This window comes from Phenylobacterium sp. (genome assembly GCF_025351295.1).
Classification (GTDB): Bacteria; Pseudomonadota; Alphaproteobacteria; order Caulobacterales; family Caulobacteraceae; genus Phenylobacterium.
Window position 1 is genome coordinate 1 of the sequence record NZ_JANXWD010000064.1, and the last position, 25,552, is coordinate 25,552.

General features: G+C 71.6%; 25 protein-coding genes. 14 read left to right on the plus strand and 11 right to left on the minus strand.

Annotated elements, in window-relative coordinates; all coding sequences use genetic code 11:
• Positions 1 to 42 precede the first annotated feature (42 nt).
• The 9 genes from Q0R13_RS09415 (at position 43) to solA (ending at position 9,525) form a co-directional block, all read left to right on the plus strand.
• On the plus strand, positions 43 to 876 hold the full coding sequence (locus Q0R13_RS09415) for an alpha/beta fold hydrolase (RefSeq protein WP_293902902.1): 834 nt from the start codon (positions 43 to 45) through the stop codon (positions 874 to 876).
• A complete protein-coding gene (locus Q0R13_RS09420) occupies positions 869 to 1,975 on the plus strand; it encodes a GNAT family N-acetyltransferase (RefSeq protein ID WP_293902904.1) in 1,107 nt (368 codons plus the stop codon). Before Q0R13_RS09415 ends, Q0R13_RS09420 begins: the two co-directional genes overlap by 8 nt.
• 49 nt (positions 1,976 to 2,024) lie before the next feature.
• A complete protein-coding gene (locus Q0R13_RS09425) occupies positions 2,025 to 3,155 on the plus strand; it encodes an ABC transporter permease (RefSeq protein ID WP_293902907.1) in 1,131 nt (376 codons plus the stop codon).
• On the plus strand, positions 3,152 to 4,018 hold the full coding sequence (locus Q0R13_RS09430) for an HlyD family efflux transporter periplasmic adaptor subunit (protein ID WP_293902910.1): 867 nt from the start codon (positions 3,152 to 3,154) through the stop codon (positions 4,016 to 4,018). The genes Q0R13_RS09425 and Q0R13_RS09430 overlap by 4 nt, the downstream gene beginning before the upstream one ends.
• A complete protein-coding gene (locus Q0R13_RS09435; protein ID WP_293902913.1) occupies positions 4,015 to 5,343 on the plus strand; it encodes a TolC family protein in 1,329 nt (442 codons plus the stop codon). Before Q0R13_RS09430 ends, Q0R13_RS09435 begins: the two co-directional genes overlap by 4 nt.
• Complete coding sequence (locus Q0R13_RS09440) at positions 5,340 to 6,020, plus strand: ABC transporter ATP-binding protein (protein WP_293902916.1); 681 nt, start codon at positions 5,340 to 5,342, stop codon at positions 6,018 to 6,020. The genes Q0R13_RS09435 and Q0R13_RS09440 overlap by 4 nt, the downstream gene beginning before the upstream one ends.
• Positions 6,021 to 6,124: 104 nt before the next feature.
• Positions 6,125 to 7,066 (plus strand): metallophosphoesterase, encoded by a 942-nt coding sequence (locus tag Q0R13_RS09445; RefSeq protein ID WP_293902919.1) that lies wholly within the window; start codon positions 6,125 to 6,127, stop codon positions 7,064 to 7,066.
• Between the two features lie 14 nt (positions 7,067 to 7,080).
• Positions 7,081 to 8,316, plus strand: coding sequence for a cyclopropane-fatty-acyl-phospholipid synthase family protein (locus tag Q0R13_RS09450; RefSeq protein WP_293902922.1), 1,236 nt, complete (start codon positions 7,081 to 7,083; stop codon positions 8,314 to 8,316).
• A 33-nt stretch (positions 8,317 to 8,349) separates the two neighbouring features.
• A complete protein-coding gene (solA, locus tag Q0R13_RS09455) occupies positions 8,350 to 9,525 on the plus strand; it encodes an N-methyl-L-tryptophan oxidase (RefSeq protein WP_293902925.1) in 1,176 nt (391 codons plus the stop codon).
• 21 nt (positions 9,526 to 9,546) lie between these two features.
• On the opposite strand, the gene Q0R13_RS09460 is transcribed toward solA, so the two are convergent.
• From Q0R13_RS09460 to Q0R13_RS09470, 3 genes are all read right to left on the minus strand, one after another.
• Positions 9,547 to 10,686, minus strand: a complete 1,140-nt coding sequence (locus Q0R13_RS09460) for a hypothetical protein (RefSeq protein WP_293902928.1) — start codon at positions 10,684 to 10,686, stop codon at positions 9,547 to 9,549.
• 126 nt (positions 10,687 to 10,812) lie between these two features.
• Positions 10,813 to 11,553, minus strand: a complete 741-nt coding sequence (locus Q0R13_RS09465; protein WP_293902931.1) for an EF-hand domain-containing protein — start codon at positions 11,551 to 11,553, stop codon at positions 10,813 to 10,815.
• Positions 11,554 to 11,638: 85 nt separating this feature from the next.
• On the minus strand, positions 11,639 to 12,640 hold the full coding sequence (locus Q0R13_RS09470) for an MBL fold metallo-hydrolase (RefSeq protein WP_293902934.1): 1,002 nt from the start codon (positions 12,638 to 12,640) through the stop codon (positions 11,639 to 11,641).
• A 173-nt stretch (positions 12,641 to 12,813) separates the two neighbouring features.
• Between Q0R13_RS09470 and Q0R13_RS09475 the strand changes: the two genes are divergently transcribed.
• Positions 12,814 to 13,299 carry a hypothetical protein gene (locus tag Q0R13_RS09475; RefSeq protein WP_293902937.1) on the plus strand — a complete coding sequence of 162 codons (486 nt, stop codon included), beginning with the start codon at positions 12,814 to 12,816 and terminating at the stop codon, positions 13,297 to 13,299.
• Here the strand turns inward: Q0R13_RS09475 and Q0R13_RS09480 are convergent, their stop codons facing one another.
• Positions 13,300 to 14,013 carry a hypothetical protein gene (locus tag Q0R13_RS09480; protein WP_293902940.1) on the minus strand — a complete coding sequence of 238 codons (714 nt, stop codon included), beginning with the start codon at positions 14,011 to 14,013 and terminating at the stop codon, positions 13,300 to 13,302.
• Positions 14,014 to 14,086: 73 nt separating this feature from the next.
• Here Q0R13_RS09480 and Q0R13_RS09485 point away from each other — a divergent pair, with 73 nt between their 5' ends.
• Positions 14,087 to 15,373, plus strand: a complete 1,287-nt coding sequence (locus tag Q0R13_RS09485) for a hypothetical protein (RefSeq protein WP_293902943.1) — start codon at positions 14,087 to 14,089, stop codon at positions 15,371 to 15,373.
• A gap of 523 nt (positions 15,374 to 15,896) precedes the next feature.
• Here Q0R13_RS09485 and Q0R13_RS09490 read toward each other — a convergent pair.
• On the minus strand, positions 15,897 to 16,502 hold the full coding sequence (locus Q0R13_RS09490; RefSeq protein ID WP_293902946.1) for a hypothetical protein: 606 nt from the start codon (positions 16,500 to 16,502) through the stop codon (positions 15,897 to 15,899).
• A gap of 210 nt (positions 16,503 to 16,712) precedes the next feature.
• Between Q0R13_RS09490 and Q0R13_RS09495 the strand changes: the two genes are divergently transcribed.
• Positions 16,713 to 17,513: a TIGR00730 family Rossman fold protein gene (locus tag Q0R13_RS09495; protein WP_293902948.1), complete on the plus strand. Its 801-nt coding sequence runs from the start codon at positions 16,713 to 16,715 to the stop codon at positions 17,511 to 17,513.
• On the opposite strand, the gene Q0R13_RS09500 is transcribed toward Q0R13_RS09495, so the two are convergent.
• Both Q0R13_RS09500 and Q0R13_RS09505 read right to left on the minus strand, forming a co-directional pair.
• The gene (locus tag Q0R13_RS09500) at positions 17,514 to 18,023 is read right to left on the minus strand and encodes a DUF302 domain-containing protein (protein WP_293902950.1); all 510 of its coding nucleotides are present in this window, start codon (positions 18,021 to 18,023) and stop codon (positions 17,514 to 17,516) included. It lies immediately after the preceding gene.
• On the minus strand, positions 18,020 to 19,204 hold the full coding sequence (locus Q0R13_RS09505; protein ID WP_293902952.1) for a patatin-like phospholipase family protein: 1,185 nt from the start codon (positions 19,202 to 19,204) through the stop codon (positions 18,020 to 18,022). The genes Q0R13_RS09500 and Q0R13_RS09505 overlap by 4 nt, the downstream gene beginning before the upstream one ends.
• Before the next feature lie 200 nt (positions 19,205 to 19,404).
• On the opposite strand from Q0R13_RS09505, the gene Q0R13_RS09510 reads away from it, so the two are divergent.
• Complete coding sequence (locus tag Q0R13_RS09510; RefSeq protein ID WP_293902954.1) at positions 19,405 to 19,899, plus strand: cupin domain-containing protein; 495 nt, start codon at positions 19,405 to 19,407, stop codon at positions 19,897 to 19,899.
• A gap of 161 nt (positions 19,900 to 20,060) precedes the next feature.
• Positions 20,061 to 21,284, plus strand: a complete 1,224-nt coding sequence (locus tag Q0R13_RS09515; RefSeq protein WP_293902956.1) for an MFS transporter — start codon at positions 20,061 to 20,063, stop codon at positions 21,282 to 21,284.
• A 45-nt stretch (positions 21,285 to 21,329) separates the two neighbouring features.
• On the opposite strand, the gene Q0R13_RS09520 is transcribed toward Q0R13_RS09515, so the two are convergent.
• The 4 genes from Q0R13_RS09520 to Q0R13_RS09535 form a co-directional block, all read right to left on the minus strand.
• Positions 21,330 to 22,205, minus strand: coding sequence for a LysR family transcriptional regulator (locus tag Q0R13_RS09520; protein ID WP_293902958.1), 876 nt, complete (start codon positions 22,203 to 22,205; stop codon positions 21,330 to 21,332).
• A 197-nt stretch (positions 22,206 to 22,402) separates the two neighbouring features.
• The gene (locus Q0R13_RS09525) at positions 22,403 to 23,341 is read right to left on the minus strand and encodes a LysR family transcriptional regulator (RefSeq protein ID WP_293902960.1); all 939 of its coding nucleotides are present in this window, start codon (positions 23,339 to 23,341) and stop codon (positions 22,403 to 22,405) included.
• 32 nt (positions 23,342 to 23,373) lie between these two features.
• Complete coding sequence (locus tag Q0R13_RS09530) at positions 23,374 to 24,702, minus strand: NAD(P)/FAD-dependent oxidoreductase (protein ID WP_293902962.1); 1,329 nt, start codon at positions 24,700 to 24,702, stop codon at positions 23,374 to 23,376.
• Positions 24,699 to 25,523 (minus strand): 3-hydroxybutyrate dehydrogenase, encoded by an 825-nt coding sequence (locus tag Q0R13_RS09535; RefSeq protein WP_293902964.1) that lies wholly within the window; start codon positions 25,521 to 25,523, stop codon positions 24,699 to 24,701. Before Q0R13_RS09535 ends, Q0R13_RS09530 begins: the two co-directional genes overlap by 4 nt.
• Between the last annotated feature and the right edge of the window lie 29 nt (positions 25,524 to 25,552).

A 25,552-nucleotide genomic window follows, 5' to 3' on the forward strand; every position in this document is an offset into this window, starting at 1 on the left:
CGCCAACCGGCGCCCGCGGTCCCGGACTTCGGAGGCAGAGGCGTGAACGATCTGAGCTTCGGGGTGTCGCGCCCGGCCCGCAAGGGCGTCCTGCTGCTGCACGGCCTGACCGGGGCCCCGGGTGAGATGCGCCTGGTCGCCCGCCGGCTCGGCCGCGCGGGGTTCACCACCAAGTCGCCGCTGCTGGCGGGCCACGGTTCGGACGAGCGGACGTTGCTGCGCAGCACCTGGCGCGACTGGCTGACCTCGGCGCGGGCGGCCTACCTCGAGCTCGCGGCCGACATGGACGAGGTCTATGTGGCCGGCATCTGCGTCGGCGGCGCCCTGGGCCTGGCCCTCTGCGCCGAATTCCCGGAGATCAAGGGCGCGGCGGTCTATTCGATGACCTTCGAGTACGACGGCTGGAATATGCCGCGCTGGGCCATGGCCGCCCCGCTGATCCAGCTGGTCGCCAACCTGCCGCTGGTCCGCCGGATCAGTTTCGAGGAACCCTATCCCTACGGCCTGAAGGACCTGCGGCTGCGCGAGATGGCGTCGCGCGCATCGGACACGCTGATCCCCGGCTCGGTCGACCGCATGCCGCTGGGCTCGCTCTACCAGATGTACCGGCTGGGCCGGCATGTGGAGCGGATCGCACACGGCATCACCACGCCCACCCTGATCGTCCACGCCGACGAGGACGACATGAGCGATCCGCGCAACGCGACGCGGCTGCAGGCGGCCCTGGGCGGCGCGTCCGAGATCCTGCGGCTCGATGACAGCTACCACATGGTCCATGTGGACAAGCAGCACGCCCTGGTGGCCCAGCGCACGGCGTCCTTCTTCGGCGCGCCGTTGCGCGCCCGGGTCACGGCAGAGGACCCCGTCGATGCTTGACGTCCGCGTGGTCGACAGCCTTGCCGGGGTCGACCGCACGGACTGGGCGACGCTGTTTCCGGGCGAAATCGAGGACTACGACTATCTGACGGCGATCGAGCGTTCGGGCCTTAGCGGCTTCCGCTGGCGCTATGTGCTGGCCTCCGAAGGCGGCGAACTGGTCGCCGCCGCGCCGGCCTTTCTCACCGACTATCCGCTGGAGACCACGCTCACGGGGGCCGGCCGCCGTGTCGCCGACGCGGTCCGGCGGGCGTTCCCCGGCCTGCTGACCCTGCGGCTGGGCTGCATCGGATCGCCCTGCACGGAGAAGGCCCTGGTGGGCGTCTCGCCCTCGGTGACGCCGGAGCGCCGAGCGGCCGTGGTGAAGGCGCTGGTGACCGGCTTCGAGGCCGCCGCCCGCCGCGAAGGCTGCAGCCTCATCGGCCTGAAGGACGTGCTCGACGAAGACCCCTTCGGCCTGGGCGCCGGCGCGCTGGGCTACCGGGCCGTCGCCAGCCTGCCGATCGCCCATCTGGACATCGATTTTCCCGACCTCGACCGCTATTGCGAGCGCCTCAGCGCCAGCGCGCGCAAGGACATGCGGCGCAAGCTGCGCGCCCTCGACCGCGTCCGCATCGAGGTGCGCACCCAGGTCGACGATGTCATCGACCGGATCATGGCGCTCTACGCCGAGACCCGCGACCGGGCCGAGATGAGCCTGGAGGAACTGACCCCCGAATACTTCCAGGGCGTGCTGCGCGAGATGCCTGGCCGGGCGCTGTTCGTGCTCTATTTCGACGGCGACCAACTTCTGGCCGCCAACCTGCTGCTGCACGACGACGCCACTCTGCTCGACAAGTACTTCTGCATGGACGCCGTGCGGGGCCGAGCCTTCAACCTCTATTTCCTGAGCTGGTTCACCAACATCCGCCTCTGCCTGGAGGCCGGCCGCACCCGCTACCAGGCGGGGCAGGCGGCCTATGGCGCCAAGGTCCGGCTGGGCAGCCAGCTGACCCGGACCACCAACTTCTTCCGCCACCGCAATCCGATCCTGAACGCGCTCCTGGGCCTGGCCGCGCCGCTGTTCGCCGCCGACGCCAGCGCCGGGACCGCGGCATGACCATCCGGGTCCAGGCGGGCGGGTCCGCGCCGGCGAGGTCGGCCGCGTGATGAACTCCGTGGCGCTGAAGTCGCTGATCTACGAATGGCGCCGGTTCGCGCCGGCCATGGTCGCGGTGGCGTTCTCGGGTCTGCTGGTCCTGCTGCAGGCCGGGATCATCCTGGGGATCTTCTCGCTGTCGAGCCAGTATGTGACCCGCTCCGGCGCTGATCTGTGGATCGGCTACCCCGGCGTGCAGAGCCTGGATCTGGGTCGCCCGCTGAGCGGACCCGCCGAGGTGTTCGGCTGGATGAACCCGCACGTCCAGCGCCTGGAACCATTCCTGTGGGGCTCGGGCGAGTGGCGCACCCACAGCAAGGGCATGGTCAATGTCTACATCGTGGGCATCGATCCCCGGCCGGACGGGATGGCGCTCTCCGACGCCCTGGACGACACCCAGCGCGCGCTGCTGACCGAGCCCGACGCCGTGCTGGTGGACGCGTCCGACCTGCACAAGCTGCAGGTCCAGGTGGGCCAGACCGCCGAGATCAACGGCCGCTTCGTCCGCGTCGCCGGCGTCACCGACGGCCTGCGGGCGCTGGGCGGGGTAAATGTCATCACCTCCCTGGCGACCACCCGCCGGCTGGATCCGTCCTCCGGCCCGGACGGCCGGGTCGCCTATCTGCTGGCCAAGGTCGACAACCCCGATGCCAGCAAGCAGATCGCGGCGGCGCTGAACAAGTCCGGCGCGGGACGGGGTTTCGAGGCGCTGACCGGCGACGCCTTCGCACGCCGGACCACGCTCTACTGGCTGGTGGAGTCCGGGGCCGGCGTCGCGTTCATCTTCGGCAGCGTGGTGGCGATCCTGGTCGCCGGGGTGATCACCAGCCAGACTCTCTCGGCCGCCGTGGCCGGGTCGATCCGTGAATACGCCGCGCTGCGGGCGCTGGGCTTCTCCATGCGGGCGCTGCGCCGGATCGTGGTGGCCCAGAGCGCCTGGGTCGGCGCCGCGGGTCTGATCGTGGCGGGCGTACTGACCCTGTTGCTCACCGTGGCGGCGGATGCCGGCGCGGTGCCTGTCGTCCTGACCTTCCCCATGATCGCGGCGTCCGCGGCCCTGGTCATGCTCACCGCCCTGGGCTCCGGCGCGCTCGCCTTGCGCCGCGTCGCCCAGGCCGATCCTGCGGTCCTGTTGCTATGAAGCGCCTCGTCCTGCCGATCCTCCTGGCGCTCGCCGCCTGCACGCCCAAGCCGGCCCCACCGGCCGCGCCCAAGACGCCGCAGGCCGTGGCGGTGGCCAAGGGCGTGGTCGAGGCGCCGGGTGGCCTGCTGCGCATCCTCGCGCCCCGCGATGGCCTGATCTCCGCGCTGCTGGCGGAGGAGGGCGCGCAGGTCGCGGCCGGCCAGGTGCTGGCGCAGCTCGACGACCGCCAATCGCGCCTGATGCTGGCCGCCGCCGCCGCCGAACTGGGCGAGCGCCAGGCCCAGGTAGGTGTCGCCACGACCCATGCCGACGGCACGGCGCGGGAAGCCCGCCGGCTGGCCTCGCTCGCGGCCGCCGACGCCGCGACGCGGTCGGACGCCGAGCAGGCCCAGACGACCGCCGCCGTGGCCCGCGGTGAGCAACGCCAGGCCCTGCAGGGCATGCATTCCGCCGAGGCCCGCCAGCGCCTCGCCGCCTTCGACGTCGAAGCCCACACCGTCCGGGCGCCGATCGCCGGCCGCCTGGTTCGCCGCACGGCCGCCCGCGGCGCCTATGTGTCCGCCGCCGCCCCGCTGTTCGTGCTGGAGCCCAATGGCGCCCGCCTGGTCCGCGCCGAGCTGGACGAAGCCTTCGCCGACCAGGTCACGCCGAAGACCCACGCGGTGGTGACCCGCGAGTACCAGCAGGGCAAGAGCTACCCCGCCACGGTCGTCCGGGTGTCCGACATGCTCGCGGGACCGTCGCTGGCCGAGGACGCCTCCGGTCGCGCCGATACCCGGGTGGTCAGCGTCCTGCTCAGCCTTCCGCCGAACGTCGACCTGAGGTTGGGCCAGCGCGTCCTTGTGCGGTTCACCCCGTGAAGACCGGCCTTGCCGTGGCGCTGGGCGGCCTCGCGGTCGTTCTGGCCGGCTGCACGGGGCTGACCCCCGCTGACCGCGCGCCGCGCGGCGATCCCGTCGCCCGGCTGAGCCCTTCGGGGCCTGCGCCGTGGCGGGAGGACTTCGGTGATCCCGTGCTGGCGGACCTGCTTCGACAGGCTGACGCCGGGGCGCTGGACACCAAGGTGGCGTTGGCGCGGCTGGAGCAGGCCGATGCCGAGGTCGAGGCGGCGCGCGCCCTGCGCGGGATCAACGCTGTCGCCGGGGTCGAGACGGCGGTCGGCGGACGGAACTTCCGCTCGGCCCGTTCCGCGGCCACCCCGACCCTGGAGATCACCGACGAGGTCGACGTCTGGGGGCGGTTCTCCAGCGCCCGTCGCGCCGCGCGCCTGGCGGGCCAGGCCGCGACCCTGGACGTCGCCTCCGCGCGCCTGCTGGTGGGCGCCGAGACCGTCCGGGCGTATCTCGCCCTGGCGGGCGCGCAGCAGGCCGAGGCCCGCGCCGAGCGCCGCCAGCGCCTGGCGGAACAAGCCCTGGAGCTGGTGCAGACCCGCCTGTCGCAAGGCGTGGCGAGCCCGCCCGATTTGGCGGCGCGCCGCGCCGGCGTCCGCGCGGCGGCGGAACTCGTACAGAGGGCCCGCGACGAGGCCACGCTGCAGGCCGCGCGTCTGCGGGACCTGACCGGCGGCCGCGCGACGCTCGCCCTGTCGGCCACCGCGCCGTCGCCTGGGCCGCCCGCGGCCGCCCTGCCCTCCACGGTCGTCGATACGCGCCCCGACGTACGGGCCGCCCAGGCGCGGCTGGCCGCCGCCGACCAGCGCCGCGCCTCGGCGATCGCCGCCACCCGGCCGCAGTTCCAGATCGCCGCCGCCCTGGGCGCCCCCGACGCCACCCTCGCCACCCTGCTGGATGTGCGCGCCCTGGCCTGGGCGGCGGCGGCCAGCGCCTCGCAGCAGATCCTCGACGGCGGCGCCCGGCGGGCCAGGGTCCATGCCGCCACCGCCGAGGCCGACCTGGCCGACCTGGCCTACCGGCAGACGGTGCTGAACGCCTGGTCCGAGGTGCGCGAGGCCGTGATCGCCGAGGCGCAGGCGCGCCGCGGCCTGGCGGCGACCGAGGCCGATATATCGGCCGCCCGCGCGGCCCTGGACATCGGCCAGACGCGGCATGCCGCGGGCGTGGTGGACGGGCTGGGCCTGATCGCCCTGCGCGATGCTTTGGAACAGGCGACGGCGGCCCAGGCGCGGGCCCAGCTCCAGCTCGCCGAGGCCCACGTGCAGCTGACGCTGGCCACGGGTGGCGCATGAGCGAGCGGCTCATTGACGCCTCGGGGCTCTCCAAGGTCTACGGCGCCGGCGCCCAGCGTGTGGATGCGCTCAGGTCCACCGACTTTCAGGTCGACCGCGGCGAGTTCGTCATGGTGGCCGGGCCCTCCGGCTCGGGAAAGTCGACCCTGCTGGCCCTGATCTCCGGCCTGCTGACGCCCAGCGAGGGCGTGGTGCGGGTGCTGGGCCGCGACATTAAGAGCCTGTCGCGCGACGCCTTCGACCGCCTGCGCCTGGAGCATTTCGGCTTCGTCTTCCAGGGGTTCCACCTGTTGCCGGCGCTCAGCGCCCTGGAACAGGTGAGCATCGTGCTGGAGCGCCAGGGCCTGCGGCGCGAGGCGGCACGGCGGCGCGCGACGGCGACGCTGACCCGCGTCGGCCTGGCCTCGCGGCTCGACAACCGACCCTCCGAGCTCTCCGGCGGCGAGAAGCAGCGGGTGGTCGTGGCCCGGGCCCTGGCCAAGCAGCCGCAGATCATCTTCGCCGACGAGCCGACCTCGGCCCTGGACTCGGTGAACGGCCGCGAGATCACCCGCCTGCTGCGCGCCGCGGCGCTGGAGGAGGGCGCCGCGGTGGTCTGCGTGACCCACGACCCGAGGCTGATCGAACATGCCACCCGCCTGGTGCGGATGGAGGACGGCGCGGTCCTCGCCGATTGAGGCGACCGGCCCGCGGCGGCGTCCAGTGGTTGGGTCGAGGATTCTGCAAATCGGAGCCTGACGGCCTGGTCCCGGCCGCCGGCTCGACCTGAGGAGAAGACATCTTGGCGCCATCGTCGCCCCATCGGCGTACTGTCCTGCACGGCCTGGCGGGGATCGCTGTGGCCGCTTCGACCGGCGCCCACGCCGCCGTCAAGCGCCCGGCCTTCGTGGCGCTCGGCGACTGGGGCCGCGAGGGGGGCGAGCATCAATCCCATGTCGCCGCGGCCATGGCGCTGGCGGCGGCGGAAATCGGCAGCCGCTGCGTGCTCTCGGTCGGCGACAACTTCTATCCGGCCGGCGTGCAGTCGGTGACCGACCCGCACTGGAAGGTGTCGTTCGAGGACGTCTACGCCGCGGCGTCGCTGCAGACGCCCTGGTACGTGGCGCTGGGCAATCACGACTATCGTGGCCATCCGGGCGCGCAGCTGGCCTACAGCCGCATCAACGCGCGTTGGCGGATGCCGGGCCGCTACTATCTCGTCCCCGGCGCCGAGATCGGCGCGCCCGACCTCGACATCTTCGTCATCGACACCACGCCGCTGCTCGGCGGGCACCACGAGGACGTCGCCCGGCTGATCCGGGGCCGCGTCTGGGTTCCCGATGGCGACCCGCAAGTGGCCTGGCTGGGGACCGCCCTCGAGCAGTCGAAGGCGCGATGGAAGGTCGTCGTCGGCCACCACCCGATCCATTCCGGCGGCCACCACGGTGGCGAGGCGGCGCTGGCGGCCAGCATCGAGCCGCTGATGCAGGCCCACGGCGTGCAGGTCTACATCTGTGGCCACGATCACGTGCTGCAGCACGTCCAGGTCGGCGGCATCGATCACATCTGCAGCGGGGCTGGGTCGTCCGCCGGCCAGGTGGTGGACATTCCAGGCACCCGCTTCCGGCACGACGAGCCCGGTTTCGCCATGTTCACGGTGGGCGCCGACAGCCTGGACCTGGAATTCCGCGACTTCAACGGCAAGTCGCTCTATCAGGCCGCGATCCCGAGCGTCCGGGGTTAGACGCGGAGCCCTCAATGCCGATCGCATCCCTACTGCGGCGGGCCCTGGAGCCGGCCGTGAAGACCGGGTCGCTGACATTCCAGTTCGCCAGCGGCCAGGGCTTCGAGCTTGGTGACGGGACCGGCCCGCCGGTCGTGGCGCGGTTCACCGACGCGGGCGCGCCCCTGGCGCTGCTGCTGGACCCGGACCTGCGCACCGGGGAGCTGTTCACCGACGGCCGGCTGGTGATGGACCGGGGCACGATCTACGACCTGCTGATCCTGGTCCTACAGCATGGCGACGACGCGCCGCCCACCTGGTCGGCGCGCCTGCTGGATCGCCTCCGAGGGGCGTTGCGACAGGTGGTCAAGGGCAACGACCTGCTGCGCTCACGGCGCAACGTGGGACATCACTACGACCTCGACGACCGACTCTACGCGCTCTTCCTCGACCCGGAGTGGCAGTACTCCTGTGCCTATTTCGAGCGGCCGGGCCAGAGCCTGGCCGACGCCCAGATCGCCAAGCTGCGGCACATCGCGGCCAAGCTCGCCCTGGCCGGCGGTGAGCGGGTGCTGGACATCGGCTGCGGCTGGGGCGGGATGGCCTGTTACCTGGCCGGAACCGCCGGCGCGGGCGAGGTGCTGGGCGTCACCCTTTCCGGCGAACAGCTGGGCCGGGCGCGGGAGCGGGCGGCGGACCGCGGCCTGGCGGACCGGGTCGGCTTCGCCCTGCAGGACTACCGCGACGTCCAGGGCCAGTTCGACCGGATCGTCTCGGTGGGGATGTTCGAGCATGTCGGCCGCGTCTGGTACGACACCTTCTTCGACACCTGCCAGGCGCGGCTCGCCGATGGCGGGGTCATGCTGCTGCACACCATCGGGGTGTCGGACGCTCCCAGTCTGACCAATCCCTGGATCACCAAGTACATCTTCCCCGGCGGCCACCTGCCGGCGCTGTCGGAGATCCTGCCGTCCATCGAGCGGGCCGGGCTGATGGTCACCGACATCGAGGTCCTGCGCCTGCACTACGCCGACACACTGCGGGCCTGGCGCGACGCCTTCATGGCGCGGCGCGACGAGGCGGCCGCCCTGTTCGATCAGCGCTTCTGCCGGATGTGGGAATACTATCTGTCGATGTCGGAATCGGCCTTCCGCTGCGAAGGCGTGGTGGTGTTCCAGATCCAGCTCGCCCACCGGGTGGATGCGGCTCCGATCACCCGCGGCTACATCGCCGAAACCGAATCCAGGCTGGCCTCGGCGCCGGCCGCGTAGGAAGGTCTGGCTGGCTCAGGCGGGGGACAGGCCTTGGATCGCGTCATCGAGACCGATGTCATCGTGGCCGGGCTGGGCGCGGTCGGCGCGGCCATCGCCTACCAGCTGAGCCGGCGCGGCGTGGATTTCGTCGGCATCGATCGCTGGGCGCCGCCCCATGAGTCGGGGTCCAGCCACGGCCAGTCGAGGATCACCCGCGAGTTCGTCGGCGAAGGTCCGGAATATGTGCCCCTGGTGCGCCGGTCGCACGAGATCTGGGCCGACCTGGAAGCCAAGGGGCACAGGCTGCGCGAGCGGACCGGCCTGCTCTACCTCGCGCGCAAAGGCGGCATGGCCCGGCGGCACGGCGCTGAGGACTTCATCCGCGCGACCTTGCAGGCCTCGGTCGCGGCGAGCGGCCGCGAACTGCCGGAGCTCGACGCCCGGGCGCTGCGACGCGACTATCCGCAGTTCCGCGTCGCCGACGACACAGTGGGCTACCTTGAGCCGGAGGCCGGCTTCGTGCGGCCCGAGATGTGCATCGCCGCGCAGCTCGCCGAGGTCGCCGAGCCGGCGCGAGCGCTCGTGTTCGGCGAAACGATCACCGGCCTGGCTCATGATGGGCGCGGCGTGCGGGTGAGCACCGACAAGGCGCAGTACCGGGCGAGCAAGGTGGTGCTGGCCATGGGCGCCTGGCTGCCGGCCTTCGTCGGCGGGGCCTTTCGCGAGAAGCTGCAGGTGCTTCGCCAGGTCCAGTACTGGTTCAGGCTCGACGACCCGGCGCGCTGGGCCGGCCCCCGGGCGCCGGCCTTCCTCTGGTTCCACGGCGACGCGGACGCCGATGTCTTCTACGGCTTCCCACCCATCGACGGCGCGGCGAGCGTCAAGGTGGCGACCGAGCAATATGTCACCACCTGCGATCCCGACAGCTGCGAGCGGCGGGTGTCCGAGGCGGAGGCCGCGGCGATGTTCGAGACCCATGTCCGCGGCCAGCTGCAGGGGGTGAGCCGGGAGCTCGTCGCCGCGACCACCTGCTTCTACACCTTCAACACGGAGGGTCCGGCCAAGGGCCGGTTCATGATCGGGCCGCATCCGACGACGCCGGGCGTGACCGTGGTCTCGGCCTGTTCCGGCCATGGGTTCAAGCACTCCGCCGGCCTGGGGGAGGCGGTGGTCCAGCAACTGCTGGGCGAGCCGTCCGCCTTCGACCTGACCCTCTTCGCGCCCTGACGCGCCGGCCAGCCACCGACCTCAGGTCGTCGTGGGCGCCGGCGCCGGCTTGGGACCGGCGGTCCGCATGCTCACGAAGCGTTTGAGGGTGTCGAACCAGAACGGCGCGCCCAGGGACACCGCCAATCCGGTCAGGCACCACCCCAGGACCGTGTACAGGACATGGAGCACGTAACCGCCAAGCGCCCACTTGTCGGTGCGGGCGGGTCCGATCAGGGTCTCGCCAACGCTCTTCTGCCAGCCGATCGGCAGGGGCAGCTGGTCGAGTTGCCGTGAGAGGCTCGTGGCGTCGCGCACCGCGTCGGCGGCGGTGCGTACGGCCGGGGCGGCAGGCGTGACTGTCGCGGCGGGGTCCGTTTTCGGCGCGTCGGCCGGTGCGTCGGGCGTCTTCGCCGGCCCCGCGTCGGCGGGCGGCGCGGCCGGAGCCGGACTCGCGCCGAGGGCCCTCTGTGGGAGGGCGTCTGGCGCCTGCGCCTGTTGCGCGGCCCCGGCGGCGATCAGCTCGCGGGCGGCGGGGTCGCGCCACAGGGTGGCGGCGACCTCGAAGGAGTTGACGTTCAGGAAGATCGCTGCGCCGAGGCCGAACGCCAGGGTGAACGTCTGGCCCCAGCGCCGGTAGGCGCCGGATGCCCGGTCCATGGCGTCGTCGAACCAGGTCGCCACCCCGGCCCTGAACTTGTCGAGGTCGCCATCGGCCTGGAGCAGCAGGGCCGCCAGCGCCTGTTTCGCGGCGCCGTCCGGCAGGCCGTCGATGGACCGCCCGATGGCCGCGACGGGCCGGGACTTCGCGCCATTGCGCAGCACGTCCACCAGCACGGTGCAGAAGGCCCGTGAGGGAATGTAGGAGGGGCCGTGGGAGTCCTGGGCCAGGCCCTTGATCAGCTGATGGCCCCAGACCGCGTCGAACAGGTCCCGGGCCTGGGCCGGCGCACCCGGCGCGCGGGCGCCGACCGCGGACGGCGAGGGCATGTCGCGTGGCCCGACCCGCTTGGGATCCTTCGTGGCCGTGGTCAGCATGCGCCAGATGCCGTCGTAGAGCTGCTGGCTGCGCAGCTTGAGGGAACTGGCGACCGCTTCCTGCAGCGCGGACGCGAACAGGCTGATCAGCAGATAGATGAAGACGAGCCCGATGGCGGTGTCGAGCATGGCGCCCAGCGGCATACGTGCCCCCTACGGCAAGGCGGCCAGGTTCAGGAAGATCCGGGCCCGGCGGCGATCCAACCCACCGCTTCCGGCTGCCATTGGATGCCGCCGCCGCGCGAACGCAAGGTCAAGTTGTCCGGGGCCTTAGCCGCCACCCCGCCGCCGGCCGCCGCCGCCCCGTCCGCCCCCACCGGGGCGCTGCTGCTCTTGCTCCTGCGAGCCGGCGCCCTTGCCGCCGCGTCCCTGCGCCGGGGTGGGCCGCAGGTCGGACAGCAACACCACGCCGTCGCCATCCTGATCCAGCAGGGCGAACCGCCGGTCCGCCGCGGCCCGCCACTCGGCCCGGCTGACGGACATGGAGAAGTCGGTGTCGGCGCCGCGGATCGGGTGCGGCTCGTTGATCAGGCTGTAGGCGGCGGCGCCCTGGGCGCGGGTGTTTATCTCGTTGCGCCCGGCCGGGGACCGCCCGCCGCCGCCGAGGCCGCCCGCGCCGCCGCCGCCCATGGCCTCGCGGGCGATCTCCGGCACCAGCACCTCTTCCCAGCGGGTCACCTCGGGCATGCTGATCTGGCCGTCGCCGTCGACGTCCAGCACCTTGAAGAAGGCGTCGGCGTCGGCGCGAAACTCGTCGCGGGTGAGTTTTCCGTCGTGGTTGCTATCGGCCTGGGCGAACCAGGCGGCGACCGGATAGGGCTGGCCGGGCGGGGCGCGGAACGGCTGGCCGGACGGGCTGATGAACAGCTGGGTCCGCTGCCGCGGCGGCCCGCCCTCCTCGTCGTCGCTGCCGAAGCCGCCGCGCCGTCCGCGCCGCTCGTCCGGCCCGCCCGCACAGGCGACGCACAACAGCGCCAGGCCCACGATCCAGATTGCCGCCTTCACCCGCATGCCCGCTCCTCGCCGCTCGGCGGCACCCTCTCACCTTCAAAGCGGCGGGGCGATGTCCGGGGCGCCATATTCATTCGCCGCGGCTTCAGTACTTGCCGAAGCGGACCTCGTCGCTTCCGACCGGCAGGTCGATGGTCATACCGTCCTGCGCCAGCCGCCAGTCCAGCTTGCCGCCGGCGTCCATGCCCTTGGTGAAGGCTTCCGGGGTGAACATCGGCAGGCCGGCCTGGGTCAGGTGGCTGAGGACCAGGGCCTTGACGCCGGTGGCCCGCGCCAGGTCGGCGGCCTCCACCGGCTCAGTGTGATAGCTGACCGTGTCGGCCATGATCGAGCTCATCCGGTCGTTGCCCAGCCTCTTCAGGCCCTGGGCCATCTGCCGCGTCATGGCGTTGTTCTGCGCCTCGTGGATCAGGACGTCGGCGCCCTTGGCGGCCACCGCCAGCGGCGGCCACTTGCGCGTGTCGCCGCTGACCACCACCGAACGGCCCTTGTAGTCGAAGCGGTAGCCGAACGCCGGGGTGACCGGATCGTGGGCGACCCGGATCGCCGTCACCTTCAGGCCGCCCTCGTTCCAGACCACCGCGGTCCCGTCGGGCGCGGGGATGGTGACGACCGTGGCCTTCAGCACGCCCGCGGCCAGGGGCAGCTTGACCCCATCGTGCTCGTGGTGCGCCTTGCGGAAGCCATGGTCGGTCTCGTAGGCGAGGTTGAAGCCGGCGGCGAGCTTGTCGACCCCGGCAGGCCCGATCACCGCCAGCGGCTGGGGCCGGCCGGCGACCCAGCTCTGCAGGTTCAACTCGCCCAGGTCGCCGATGTGGTCGGAGTGCAGGTGGGTGATGAACACTGCCTTCACGGTCGCCACGGGGACGCGCCACATCATCAGGTTCTTCGTGGACTCCGGGCCGGCATCGACCAGGAAGAGTGCGCCGCCCGCCTGGATCGCCGTGCAGGCCTTGGCCCGGTTGGGGATCGGCAGCGGCCCGGACGTGCCGCAGAAGATCACCCTGAGCGCATCGGCTGGCGCCGCGGGCGCCTGGGCCTGGGCGGCTAACGGGAACAGCATCGCCCCCGCGAGCGCCAGGGCCATGCGGCCAAGCCATCCCATCGAAATCATCGCAGGTCCTTCCGTGCGTCCGCGGTTCGCGGATATAGTGACACGGTTCATGCTACGACTTTTCGCGCGCTGCCGGCGATGGGTTTCCTGACCAACCAGGGCCTGGCACAACGGGCCTGACCGCGCTGGAACGACGGAGGACACCCATGGTCAGCAGACGCGAAGCCCTGATCGGCGCCGGCCTCAGCCTGGCCGCGGCCACGCCGGCTCTGGGCCAGTCCGTGCCCGCGCCGCCGGTGAAGCCGCAGCACGCCAGGTTCACCGCCGAGATCGCCGCCGCCCAGGCCTGCCTGGACGCCTTCATGACCGCCTTCAACGCCCGCGACCTGAAGGCCTTCGAGGCCACCTTCAACTTCCCGCACGTGCGCTTCGCCTCGAACACCGTGCGCACCATCCTGCCCGGCGACATGAAGCCCGACCTGTTCACGACCGGCGCCCTGGCCGACTGGGACCACTCCGCCTGGGCGCGCCGCGACGTGATCCACGCCGGCCCCGACAAGGTGCACATCGACACCCGCTTCACCCGCTACCGCAAGGACGGCAGCGTCATCGGCGGCTTCGATTCCATCTACATCGTCACCCACCTGGACGGCCATTGGGGCATCCAGGGCCGCTCCAGCTACGCGCCCTGATCAGATCGGCGCCAGCAGAGTGCTGGCGTTCCAGGTGTCGCGGGTGATCGCCTGCCGCCGCCCGAAGGCCGCCATGGCGGCCGTGGTCGGGTCGCGCGAGGTCTCCCAGACGCCGTGGTCCTTGTAGCGGGTGATCAGCAGCAGGCGGGTCACCCCGTCGCGCCGGTCGGTGGGCGAGCGCTCGGCGGTGAACAGGCCGAAGATGTGGGCGTCGAACCGGGTCTCGAAGTCGCGCCAGCCCTCGACGGAAAGGCTCAGGAACTCCGGCACGTTCTTCGCCTCGACCACGAACCAGCGGTGGACGTAGATCCCGCCCGGCCGGGGCCTATCCACCGCCTCGGGCCGCGAGGTCGGCGCGAGCCGACCGCGCTGGCCAAGGCGCACGGTCTTGCCGCGCATCAGGCCGCCCACCGCCGCTTCGCGCCCCTTGCCGCCCGGCGTCCAGCGCACCAGCAGCGCGGCCTGGCGCGCGACCCAGCCGATCTGCGGCGTGAACAGGCCCAGCACCACGCCGCCGGCCGCGGCGATCGCCGGCAGCTGCGCCTTCACCGCCTCGGCATAGGCCCGGGCCGGGGTCATACCGGCCGGGGCGGTCTCGAGATCGAGGAACAGGTAGTCGTAGGGCGTGTCAGGTTCCGCGGCCGCCGCCAGTCCCGGGGCCAGGAGGAGGGCGCCGGCGCCCGCGAGCCAGTTGCGGCGGTCGATTTTGCTCATGGCGTCACTGTCCGGCCTGGGTCGGCCCGGCGCAAGCCGTCGCGCGCGGCGTGGGGACCGGCTAGGCTGCGGGATGGCCCGCGCCAGACCCCCGACCGCCTCCCGCCGCGCCGTCCTGGGCGCCGGCGCCTCGCTGATCGCCGCCGGGAGCGCCGCCGCCGCCGCCCCCGGCGGATCGGCCGAGGCCGAGGCCCGGCGGATCCTCGAACGCTACCAGGGCTTCGGCGACAAGGCCTCGGGCGGGCCGGGCGACGAGGCCAGCGGCGCCTGGATCGAAGGCGAACTCAAGTCCCTGGGTTACGCCTGCCGACGCCAGCCGTTCGACGTCCCCGCCTACGCAGGCGACCCTCCGGCCCTGTCGGCCGGCGAGGCCTCCGCCACCCTGATTCCGCAGGCGATCGTCGCCCCGACGCCAGGGGTGACCGGCCCGCTCTATGTCTACGGTCAGGGTCGGGGCGCGATCGCCCTGATCGTCCTGCCCCATGCCCGCTGGTCCACGGCGAAGGGCTCGGTGGAGCGCCAGGTCAAGGCCGCGGCCGCGGCGGGCGCCCGCGCCGCCGTCATCGTCACCACCGGCCCGACCGGCGAGGCCTGCGCGCTCAACGCGCCCGTGGACCAGGCGCTGTTCGACATCCCGGCTGCGGTCATGGCCCCGCGCGACGCCGAGCCCTTCCTGCGCGTTGCGGCGGCCGGCGGGACCGCCGGCTTCAGAATGGCCGGCCGCGCGTTCCGCCGGCCCGCCTACAACGTCACCGCGCGGCTCGACCGCGGCGCGGCGAAGACGCTGGTGATCTCCACGCCGCGCTCCGGCTGGTTCAGCTGCGCTGGGGAGCGCGGGAGCGGCCTCGCCGCCTGGCTCCTGCTGGCGCGCTGGGCGGCGCAGGCCAGGCTGCCGGTCAACCTCGCGCTGGTGGCGACCAGCGGCCACGAATACGAATATGCCGGCGGCGAGCGGTTCATCGCCGAGGTCGCGCCGAAGCCCGCCCAGACCGCGCTCTGGGTCCACCTGGGGGCCAATGTCGCCGCGCGCGACTGGCATGAGCGGGGGCCGCTGCTCGCGCCCCTGCCCAGCGCCGACCCGCAACGGTTCCTGCTGGCCAGCCCGCCCCTGGTCGCCGCCGCCCGGGTCGCCTTCGCCGGCCAGCCCGGGCTGGAGCAGCCCTACGCCGCCGATCCGGCCCAGGCGGCGGGGGAATTCGCCAGCATCCTGAAGGGCGGCTACGACCCAGTGGTCGCCATCTTCGGCAGCCACCGCTTCCACCACACCCGCAGCGACGACCTGCGCTGCGTCGCCCCGGGGCTTATCCCGCCGGTGGCCGAGGCGATGGCCACGGTGATCGCGGCCGCGCTCAACGCCTGACGGCGCCGCCGCGGCATGGTGGAGCCCCTGAAGACACCGAATGGCGCCCGCGTTCCACCTTCCTCTACCTCGGTGCGTGGGAGAGGATTCCCGCAGATCCTCCCAACCGTGTCATCCCGGTTTTGGCGCAACCAAAGACCGGGACCCACGATCAGGTTCGGCGTTTCGCGGTCGTCCTGCCGCGGCAACCGGTCGTGGGTCCCGGTCTTCGCCTGCGGCGAAACCGGGATGACATGCGTGGGGGAAGGGGCGCTGCAGACTGCGCAGCAGGTCGGATGAGGGATGGCGCTCCGCCAACCGGATCATGGTCCGTGGCAGGCGCCGGAGTCTTGAACCACGAAGACCACCAAGGACACGAAGGCGTCAGCGCCTTTGCCGGCCCACTTGGTGGTCTTCGTGGTCTTGGTGTCGAAATGGGGCGATGACGCGCCCTGACGGCCGATAGCTCAGCGCCTGATCAAATCGAATCAGCAATGTGTGAATGCCGTAGCCCCGCCGTGCGGGAAAGGAAGGGGCCGCTTCGTCAGCCGGAGCGGCGGGGCGGGGGGTGGGGGATGAGCGGTCTGGCCGGGGCCGCCGCGGCGGAGGCCAGCAGGGCGGTTCGGGGTGCGGCGGGTGGCGGCCGGGCGAGCCGGGTCGCGCCGACCGGGCCCGAGGCCACGGTGGCGCCGGCCTTTGCACGGGCCAGCAGGTCGTTGAGGGCGGGCAGGACGGTTTGCCGGATGTTGGCTGCGACGCCGTCGAGGCGGCCGGCGTCGGCGGCGACGACGCCCAGGGTGGCGAGGAATTTCGGGAGGCTGACGGGCTCGTAGTCGCGGTCTCGTTCGCGCTCGACGTCGAGCCGTTCGGTTTCGTCGCGTTCGACTTCGGCCTTCTCGGATTCGTCCCGTTCGACGGCGGACGCCTGGGCGGCCTTCGGCGGCGCGCGCAAGGTCATCGACAGCCGGATGCCCATCCGAACCGCGAGCGAGCCGCGCAGGAAGGCGTCGAAGAGCTCAAGCTTGCGGGTGTGATCCGCCTCCGCCTCCGCCGCCTCGTTGAACGCCATGCCGAGCGCATAGGCGCCATCGACCAGGGCGCCTAGCAACTGGAGTTCGTGATCGGTGCGGGCGACGGCGGCGTCGGGCATGGAACAAAGATAGAACGCACTGGGCCGTCCGTCAAGTGCTTGCGGTTTCTCAGACACCCGCCTGCGGGGTCAGCCCCGTCGCCACGCCTGGCGGGCGTCCAAGAAACCTGAACAGTTGCGGACTTCGCGCGGGTCCGCTCGCGGGGCCGGCAGGACGTGGTCGACAAGCGGCGTCGAGACGGTCCGGCCGAGACGCCTTATTATGGCCGGATGACCGACGACCCCCATCCCGCCGCCGCCCAGGCCGCCTCGCCGACCTATCGCCTGGCCTCCACGGATCAGGACTTCATCATGGGGCCCTCCATGCGGGGCGTGCGGTTCCTGATGGAGTTCGCCAAGCCGGACGAGGCGCTGCGCAACTGGGGCGTCCGCTCGACCATCGTGGTGTTCGGCAGCGCCCGGATCCAGGAGACGGGGTCGAAGGACCACCGGCGCTGGTATGCCGCCGCGCGCGAGTTCAGCGCCATCGCGTCGAAGCGGGGCGGGGCCTATCTGTCGGCCCGGCACGAGCGCCACAACGTGATCTGCACCGGCGGCGGGCCGGGGATCATGGAGGCGGCGAACCGCGGCGCCCAGGATGCCGGCGCGCCGTCGATCGGCCTCAACATCACCCTGCCGCACGAGCAGTATCCCAACGCCTATTCGACGCCGGAACTGACCTTCCGCTTCCACTACTTCGCGATGCGCAAGATGCACTTCGCCATGCGGGCCAACGCCCTGGTGGTGTTCCCGGGTGGGTTCGGGACGCTGGACGAGCTGTTCGAGATCCTGACCCTGCGCCAGACGGACAAGTCGCCGCCGATCCCCATCGTGCTGTTCGACGAGGGCTACTGGCGCGGGATCGTCAACTTCGAGGCCCTGATCGCGGCCGGCATGATCGCCGAGACGGACATGAAACTCTTCCGCTTCGCCGAGACGCCGGAGGCGGTGTGGCAATGCCTGGTCGACGGCGGCCTGCAATCCCACGAGATCGAGGACACGCCGCCGCCTGAGATTGCGGGCCTGGCCTAGCTATTTCCCGGCCACGCTGGCGGCGATCGACCCGGCCACGTCGGAGGCCATCTTCACCTGGTCGGCGCGGTCGGTGATGGCGTAGCGGGCGGCCATGTAGTCGAAGTCGGTGTAGGCCACCCAGACCTTGCCGGCCGCGTCCTGGGTGACCAGGATCCGCACCGGCCAGTCGAGGCCCGCATAGGGGTTCGAGGTCAGGAACTGGGCGCCCAGCGGCGGGTTGCCGAACAGCAGCAGCTTAGACGGGCGCAAGTCGATCTTCGCGCCCCTGGCCAGGTCCTGCTGATCGATCTCGGCGAAGAACCGGATGCCCTTGCCGGCCATGTCGGCCCTGAGGCGGCTGACGGTGTCGTCGAAGCCGTAAACGCTGGCGACGCGGACCACGCCCTGCGCGATGGGCTGGGCGGCGGCCATGGCCGGGTCGGCGACGGCCGAAACCGCGCCGGCGCAGAACGCGAGGCTGAGGCCGGCGGCGAGCGCCAGCAGGGACTGGCGGGCGAAATGGGTCATCGGGCGGGTTCCTTGGCGAGCAGGTCGGGGGAGACGTCTTCGATCACATGGCCGGACGGCGCCTCGTGAAGGATGATCCCCTCCATCGGGTCGACATCGTGGGTCCAGGGCGAGGTGTCGAGCACGCGCGCGGTGTCGGCGTAGCCGGCGTCCCAGCGGGCCTTGATGCCGCCGGGGCTGAAGTCGATGTCCTTGGACTGGTCCTCGCCGGCCAGCGGTGCGGCCAGCAGGCGGATCACATGCATCTGGGTGCCGCAGCCGTAGCCGGCCAGCTCCCGGGCCTCGTCCGTGGCGCGGACTTCCGGCGGCAGCTTCGCCGCCAGCTGGGCGATCACGTGGCGCAGCTTGTGGATCTGTTTCTGGCGGGCGATGTGGCTGATCGCCCGGCTGGAGTACTGCAGGTCCTTCTGGCGCGAGATCACGGTCGCGATGCTGTGCGGCTCCGGCCCGTTCGGGGCCCAGACGTGGACCGCGAACACCACGCCCGAGCGGCGCGGCCGGTCGTCGAACGCCGCCTCGACCGGGGTGTTGGAGAGGATGCCGCCATCCCAGTAGAGCTCGCCGTCGATCCGGACCGCCGGGAAGGCGGGGGGAAGGGCGCCCGAGGCCATGACGTGGCGCACGCTCAGCGTGTCTTCCCGGCTGTCGAAGTAGCGCATCTGGCCGGTCTGGACGTTGGCGGCGCCGACGGTGAGCCGGGGACGTCCGGCGTTCAGGAGGCTGGGATCGAGCAGCTCGCTCAGGGTCTTCTCGAGCGGGTCGCAGGAGTAGTAGCCGGCGAGGTCCGGCCCCAGCGCAACCTGGGACCCGAGGAACGCCCAGGGGTTGGGCTTGAAGAACGCCTCGAGGCCGTTGGCGACGGTCATGGCGTTGGCCACCGCGGCGCCGAAGCCGGGCAGGGACGCCCAGAACTGGGTGGCGGGCGAGTGGGTCATCCGCATCCAGAACTCGCGCATGCGGTCCAGCCGGTCGGCCGGCGCATTGCCGGCGATCAGGCTGGCGTTGATGGCCCCGATGGAGGTGCCGATCACCCAGTCCGGCTCGACGCCGGCCTCCTGCAGGGCCTGGTAGACCCCGGCCTGGTAGGCGCCCAGCGCCCCGCCGCCCTGGAACACCAGGACCACCTGGCCGAGGACCGACTTGTCGAGGGAATGGGCGTGCTTGGGGGCGGTGTTTTCCATGCCCCTTTGTCTCAGGCCGGGCCGGCTGGCGGAAATGTCGGTTGGCTAATCGCTCCATGCGCCCAGTGCATCGGCAAGCGGCCCACGACCCTCAGCGCATGGCCTCCATAACTTTATGCGAATTCAGATCGGGAAGGCGGGGGCCTAGCTTCGACGCATCGAACAACGCCTGCCGAAGCAACCGCGAGAGAGACCCCCTCATGACGACCCCGCTGATCCTGATCGCCGCGACCGCCCTGACCGCGGCGGCCGCCATCTCCACCGCCGCGTCGGCCGCCGGGGCGCCGTCGGCCGAGTGCCCGGCCGCGCAGATGCGTCCGAACGCCCGCACCACGGGCGAGACCATGCCGTCGAAGGTCACCGACACCGAGCTCAACACCCTGCAGCTGGGCGACGAGATCAAGGGCCTGGACAACCGCCGACTGCGCATGCGCCGGTTGGTGATCCAGCCGGGCGGCGTCGTGCCGTGGCACAGCCACACCGACCGCCCGGCCCTGCTGATGACCCTCTCAGGCGAGGTCACCGAGTACCGCAACAGCTGCGCGGTCGGCATCGTCCACAAGGCCGGCGACGTGACCGCCGAGAAGAAGGGCGTCAGCCACTGGTGGAAGAACACCGGCAAGGTCGCCGCCGTGATCATCGCCGCCGACATCAAGAACGACGGTCAGGCCCCCTCCGTCGCCGACATGATGTAACCCGCTTCGCGGCGTCGCCCCCGCCCCGCCTCGCCCCGAGCGCGCCGCGAACAGCCCGAGGCCCTATCCCCCACCCGGACCTCGCTGCCGAGGCGTGTGGCGACCGGACCGTCCCGGACGCCGCACGCCTCTTGCGTGTTCAATCCCCCGGAGATCCCGCCATGGCCGCCACGGCCCCATCCGCCCCAGAACCTCACGCCCTGCTGCGCCGCATCGTTATCGGCCTGATCGGCTTCCTCACCCTGGTCGACCTGTTCGCCGCCCAGGCGATCCTGCCCACGCTCGCCAGGATGTACCGCGTGCCGCCGTCCTCCATGGGCGTCGCGGTCAACGCCTCCACCATCGGCATGGCCATGTCCGCCCTGGTCGTCGCGCTGATCAGCCACCGGCTGCCCCGCCGCGGCGGAATCTGGGTCAGCCTGGCGCTGCTGGCGATCCCCACGACTCTGCTGGCTCACGCCCCCGATCTGGCGACCTTCACAGCGCTCAGGATCGTCCAGGGCCTGTTCATGTCGGCGGCCTTCACCCTGACCATGGCCTATCTGTCGGAGCAGAATACCGGCGCGGCCACGGCCGGCGCGCTGGCCGCCTACATCACCGGCAGCGTCGCCTCGAACCTGGTCGGCCGGCTGGTCTCGTCCGCGGTGGCCTCCGTCGCCGGCGTAGCGATCAACTTCTACGTCTTCGCCGCCCTCAACCTGGCCGGCGCGGCCCTGGTCTTCTTCACCCTGAGCCGGACCCCGTCCATGGCCGCGGCGGTGGGCGAGATGCGCCGGTCCGCCGTCGAGCGGATCGCGGCCCACTTCCGCAACACCTGCCTGGTGGCCAGCTTCGGCATCGGCTTCCTGGTGCTGTTCGCCTTCCTGGGGACCTTTACCTACGTGAACTTCGTGCTCGCCGCCAAGCCGCTGGCGCTGAAGCCGATGGCCCTGGGCCTGGTCTATTTCGTCTTCCTGCCGGCGATGGTCACCACGCCGCTGGCCGGCAGGGTCACCAACCGCTTCGGCCCGCGCCCGACCTTCTTCGCCTCGCTTGGCCTGGCGATCGCCGGCCTGCCGCTGCTGCTGGCCAGTACCATCGCCCCGGTGATCGCCGGCCTGACCATGATCGGCGTCGGGACCTTCTTCGCCCAGGCCACCGCCACCGGCTTCGTTGGCCGCGCCGCCAAGACCGACCGCGCCGCCGCCAGCGGCATCTACCTGGCCAGCTATTACCTGGGCGGCCTGGCCGGCGCGGCGGTGATCGGCCAGATCTACGACCACCTGGGCTGGCCCGCTGCGGTCAGCATCGTTGGCGCGTCGCTTGTGGCCGCCGCCGGTCTCGCCGCCCTGCTCCGCCCCGCCACGGCCGGCTCGCGGGTCCAACTGGCCGCCCAGACGGCCTGACTTCGGCGCTGGAGCGCCCCTGGCGCGCCGCCCGGGGGAGAGAGGTCATGGCCAGACAAAGGCCCGCGCCTCGTGGACGAAGGCGCCGACCGCCGGCGAGTGCGGGCGGCCGCGCACGGTGACCAGCATGATCGTCCGCGACAGCTCCGGGTCGATCAGCGGGATACTGGTCACGCCGTTCCGCTCCACGGTCCGTTCGGGGAAGATCCCGAAGCCCACCCCGGCGCGGATCATCGCCTGCGCCCAGTCGTCCCGCTCCGACGAGAACACCCGGCGGACGCTCACCCCGCGCTGCTGCGCCTCGCGGGCATAGGTCTCGTGCTGCTCGCAGTGGGTCCGGTGGACATAGTCCGCCGCGTGCAGGTCGCTGAGCCGTAGCGCCGCGCGGGCCGCCCAGGGGTGATCCGGCGCCACCACGACGACGAACCGTTCCTCGAACAGCGGCAGCGCGTGAAACCGCACGTCCGGCGGTTCGCCAAGACCCATGATCGCCAGGTGGAGGTCGCCGTCCTGCAGGGCCATAACCAGCCGGTCCGGCCGTTGCTCGGCGAGCACCAGCTCCACCTGCGGGTGACGGCGCTGGAACCTCAGCAGCAGGTCGGAGGTCGCCGCCGGCCCGATGGTCGACATCACGCCGATCCTCAGGGTTACCTCCTCGAGCTTGGACAGGTCCCGCGCGCGGCGCTGCGCGGCGTCGGCCTGGGCCTGGATGGACTCGAAATAGGGCAGCATCATCCGGCCCAGCTCGGTGAGATGGGTGTTCAACCGCTCGCGGTGGAAGAGCGGGCCGCCGAACTCGGCTTCGAGCTGCTGGATGGCGCGGGTCAACGCCGGCTGGCTGACGTTGGCGCCCTCCGCGGCGCGCGTGAAGTTCAGTGTCCTGGCCAGCGCCAGGAAATAACGCACCTGCTGCATTTCCATGCCGCGACCCCCCATGAGGATTGGGATTGGCGGAGGGGCGCGCGTCAGGCCTCGCTGACTCCGATACCAGCCATTCGCGCGAGGCAAGGCAGAGGTTACAGAGTTGCGGCCGGGGTTCGCCGAATTGCGTCCGACCCGTCGTGACCGGGTCCAGCCGCGGCTTCGGCGGATCGGCGGCCGGGCGCCGCGCCGGCCAGCTACCCGGCCGGTTCCAGCTCCGGTCCGCGGTCGTCCGCGCAGGGGATCGGCTCGATCGTGCTCTGCGGCCACTTGAACTGCCGGGCCTGCTGCACGAAGGCGCCGACCGCCGGCGAGTGGGGCCGGCCGCGGACGCTGACCAGCATGATCGTGCGGATGAATTCCGGGTCGATCAGCCGGCGCGTGACCAGGCCGGGGTCGGTGACGCTGAGCTCGGGAAAGAAGCCGATGCCCAGGCCGGCCTTGATCATCCCCTGCACCCAGTCGTCGCGCTCGGACGAGAACACCTGCTTCCAGCGCACCCCGGCCTCGCGCAGCTGCTTGCGCGCATGGTCGAAGATCTCGCAGTTGGCGCGGTTGACGTAGGGATGATCGTGGGTGTCGCGGCAGGTGACCACGTTCTTCGAGGCCAGCGGATGGTCCGGCGGCACCGCCAGCACGAACCGTTCCTGAAACAGCGGCAGGCCGTGGAAGCGGACGTCCGGGCCCTCGGGCAGGCCGAACAGCGCCAGGTTCAGGTCGCCCTTGCTGAGCATTTCCAGCAGCTCGGACGATCCCTCGTCGGTGACCTCCAGGTCGACGTTCGGATAGGCCATGCGGAACTTGACGATCAGGTCGGCGATCATCGCCGGGCCGATGGTGCACATCACGCCGATCTTCAGGGTGACGTTGTCCAGTTTCTTGACCGCCTTGGCCTGAGCCTTGGCGGCCTCGGTCTGGGTCTGGATCAGCTCCAGGTAGGGCAGCATCATGCGGCCCAGTTCCGAGAGGTGGGTGTTCTGCCGTTCGCGATGGAACAGCGGGCCGCCCAGTTCGGCCTCGAGCTGCTGGATGGCGCGGGTCAGGGCCGGCTGGCTGACGTTGGACGCCTCGGCTGCGCGTGTGAAATTGAGGGTCTTCGCGAGCGAGAGAAAGTAGCGGACCTGCTGCATTTCCATGGTGGGAATCCCCCGGTTGCAGAAACCGCGACCTACAAGGCGATACGCGCCTCGGTCGACGGTGAAGCTACACTCAAAGCCCCGCCCGGGCCACGCGTGACCGCGTCGAAGACCAGGCGGGCGCCGCGCTCGAAGGTGAGGTACGACCAGCCCCAGTCGAGCACGACCTGGATGCGGTTGCGGAACCCGATCAGGAAATAGACGTGGGCGGCGCACCAGAAGACCCAGGCCGCGAAGCCCTTGAGCTTGATGGCGCCCAGGTCGGCCACCGCGGCCTTGCGCCCGATGGTGGCCAGGCTGCCGAAGTTCGAGTAGCGGAACGGCGGCGGCGCGGGTTTTCCGGCGACCCGGGCGGCGATCACCTTGGCGACGTAGACGCCGGCCTGCTTGGCCGCCGGCGCGACGCCCGGGACGACCATGCCGGCCGCGTCGACGATGCGGGCGCAGTCGCCGATCACGAACACCTCGGGGTTGCCCGGGAGGCTGAAGTCGGCGCCGACCGTGACGCGGCCGACTCGGTCCAGCTCGCCGCCCAGCCACCGGCCGGCGGGCGAGGCCTGGACGCCGGCGGCCCAGATCACCGTCTGGGCGTCGACCCGCAGGTCGCCGATGTCGACCCCGCCGGCGTCGCAGTGGCCGACGCGGGCCTTGAGCATCAGCTCGACGCCGAGCTTTTCCAGGGCCGTCTTGGCATAGGCCGAGAGGCTAGGGCAGAAGTTGGAGAGCACCCGCTCGCCGCTGTCGACCAGCAGGATGCGGGCGCGCTGGCCGCGGATTCGGCGGAAGTCGCAGGCCAGCGCGCGGCGGGTCAGCTCGGCGATGGCGCCGGCCAGCTCGACGCCCGTGGGCCCGCCGCCGACCACCACGAAGGTCAGCAGCCGCTTGCGGGACTCCGGATCCATGTCGAGCTCGGCCGACTCCAGGGCCAGTAGCACCCGGCGGCGCAGGGCCAGCGCGTCCTCCAGCGACTTCAGGCCCGGCGCATGGGTCGCCCACTCGTCCTTCCCGAAGTAGGCGTGCGTGGCCCCGGTGGCGACGATCAGCTCGTCGTAGGGCAGGGTGCGCTCGCCCAGCCGCACGCGGCGGTTGGCGACGTCCACGCCGGTCACCTCGTCCAGCTCGATATGGACGTTGGGCTTGCGGCCGAGGATCAGCCGCACCGGGCTGGCGATCTGGGTCGGGGCCAGACCGGCCGTCGCCACCTGGTAGAGCAGGGGCTGGAACAAGTGGTGGTTGCGGCGGTCGACGATGGTGACGTCGACGTCCTGCCTGGCCAGCTCGCTGGCGGCGGAGATGCCGCCGAAGCCGGCGCCGACGACGACGACCTTCTTGCGCGCCCCGGTCTTCGAGGGGGCGGTCATTGGGCGGTCCAGCCGCCGTCGACGGCGAGCGCCGCGCCGGTGATCGAGGCGCCGTTGTCGCCGCACAGGAAGGCGGTGAGCGCGCCGATCTCCTCGACGGACGCGAACCTGCGGTTGGGCTGGGAGGTCAGCAGCACGTCGGTGATGACCCGCTCGGTGGAGATGCCGTGGGCCTGGGCCTGTTCGGCGATCTGCTTCTCCACCAGCGGCGTCCAGACATAGCCGGGGCAGATGGCGTTGCAGGTGACGCCCTGGCGGGCGGCTTCCAGGGCCACGGTCTTGGTCAGGCCGACCACCCCGTGCTTGGCGGCGACGTAGGCCGACTTGAACGGCGAGGCGATCAGGCCGTGCGCCGAGGCGATGTTGACGATCCGCCCGAAGCGGCGCTCGACCATTTCCGGCAGCACCGCCTTGATGGCGTGGAAGGCCGAGCTGAGGTTCACCGCGATGATCGCGTCCCACTTGGCGGTGGGGAACTCGCCGACCGGCGCCACGTGCTGGATGCCGGCGTTGTTCACCAGGATGTCGATGGGGCCCAGCACGTCGCGGGCGAAGGCAACCATCTCGCCGATCTTTTCCGGCATCGAGAGGTCGGCGGGCGAATAGAGCACTTCGACGCCGTGCAGGGCGGCCAGCATCTCGCGGGTCTGCTCGACCTCGTCCGGGTCGCCGAAGCCGTTCAGCACCAGCCTGGCTCCCTGTTCGGCCAGGCTCTGGGCGATGCCCAGGCCGATGCCGCTGGTGGAGCCGGTCACGATGGCGACCCGGCCCTCCAGCGGACGGTTGACGACGGGGTTGGTCTGGGTGGCGGTCATGCTCATGGCGCGGGGTCCTGGTGTGGCGGACCCGG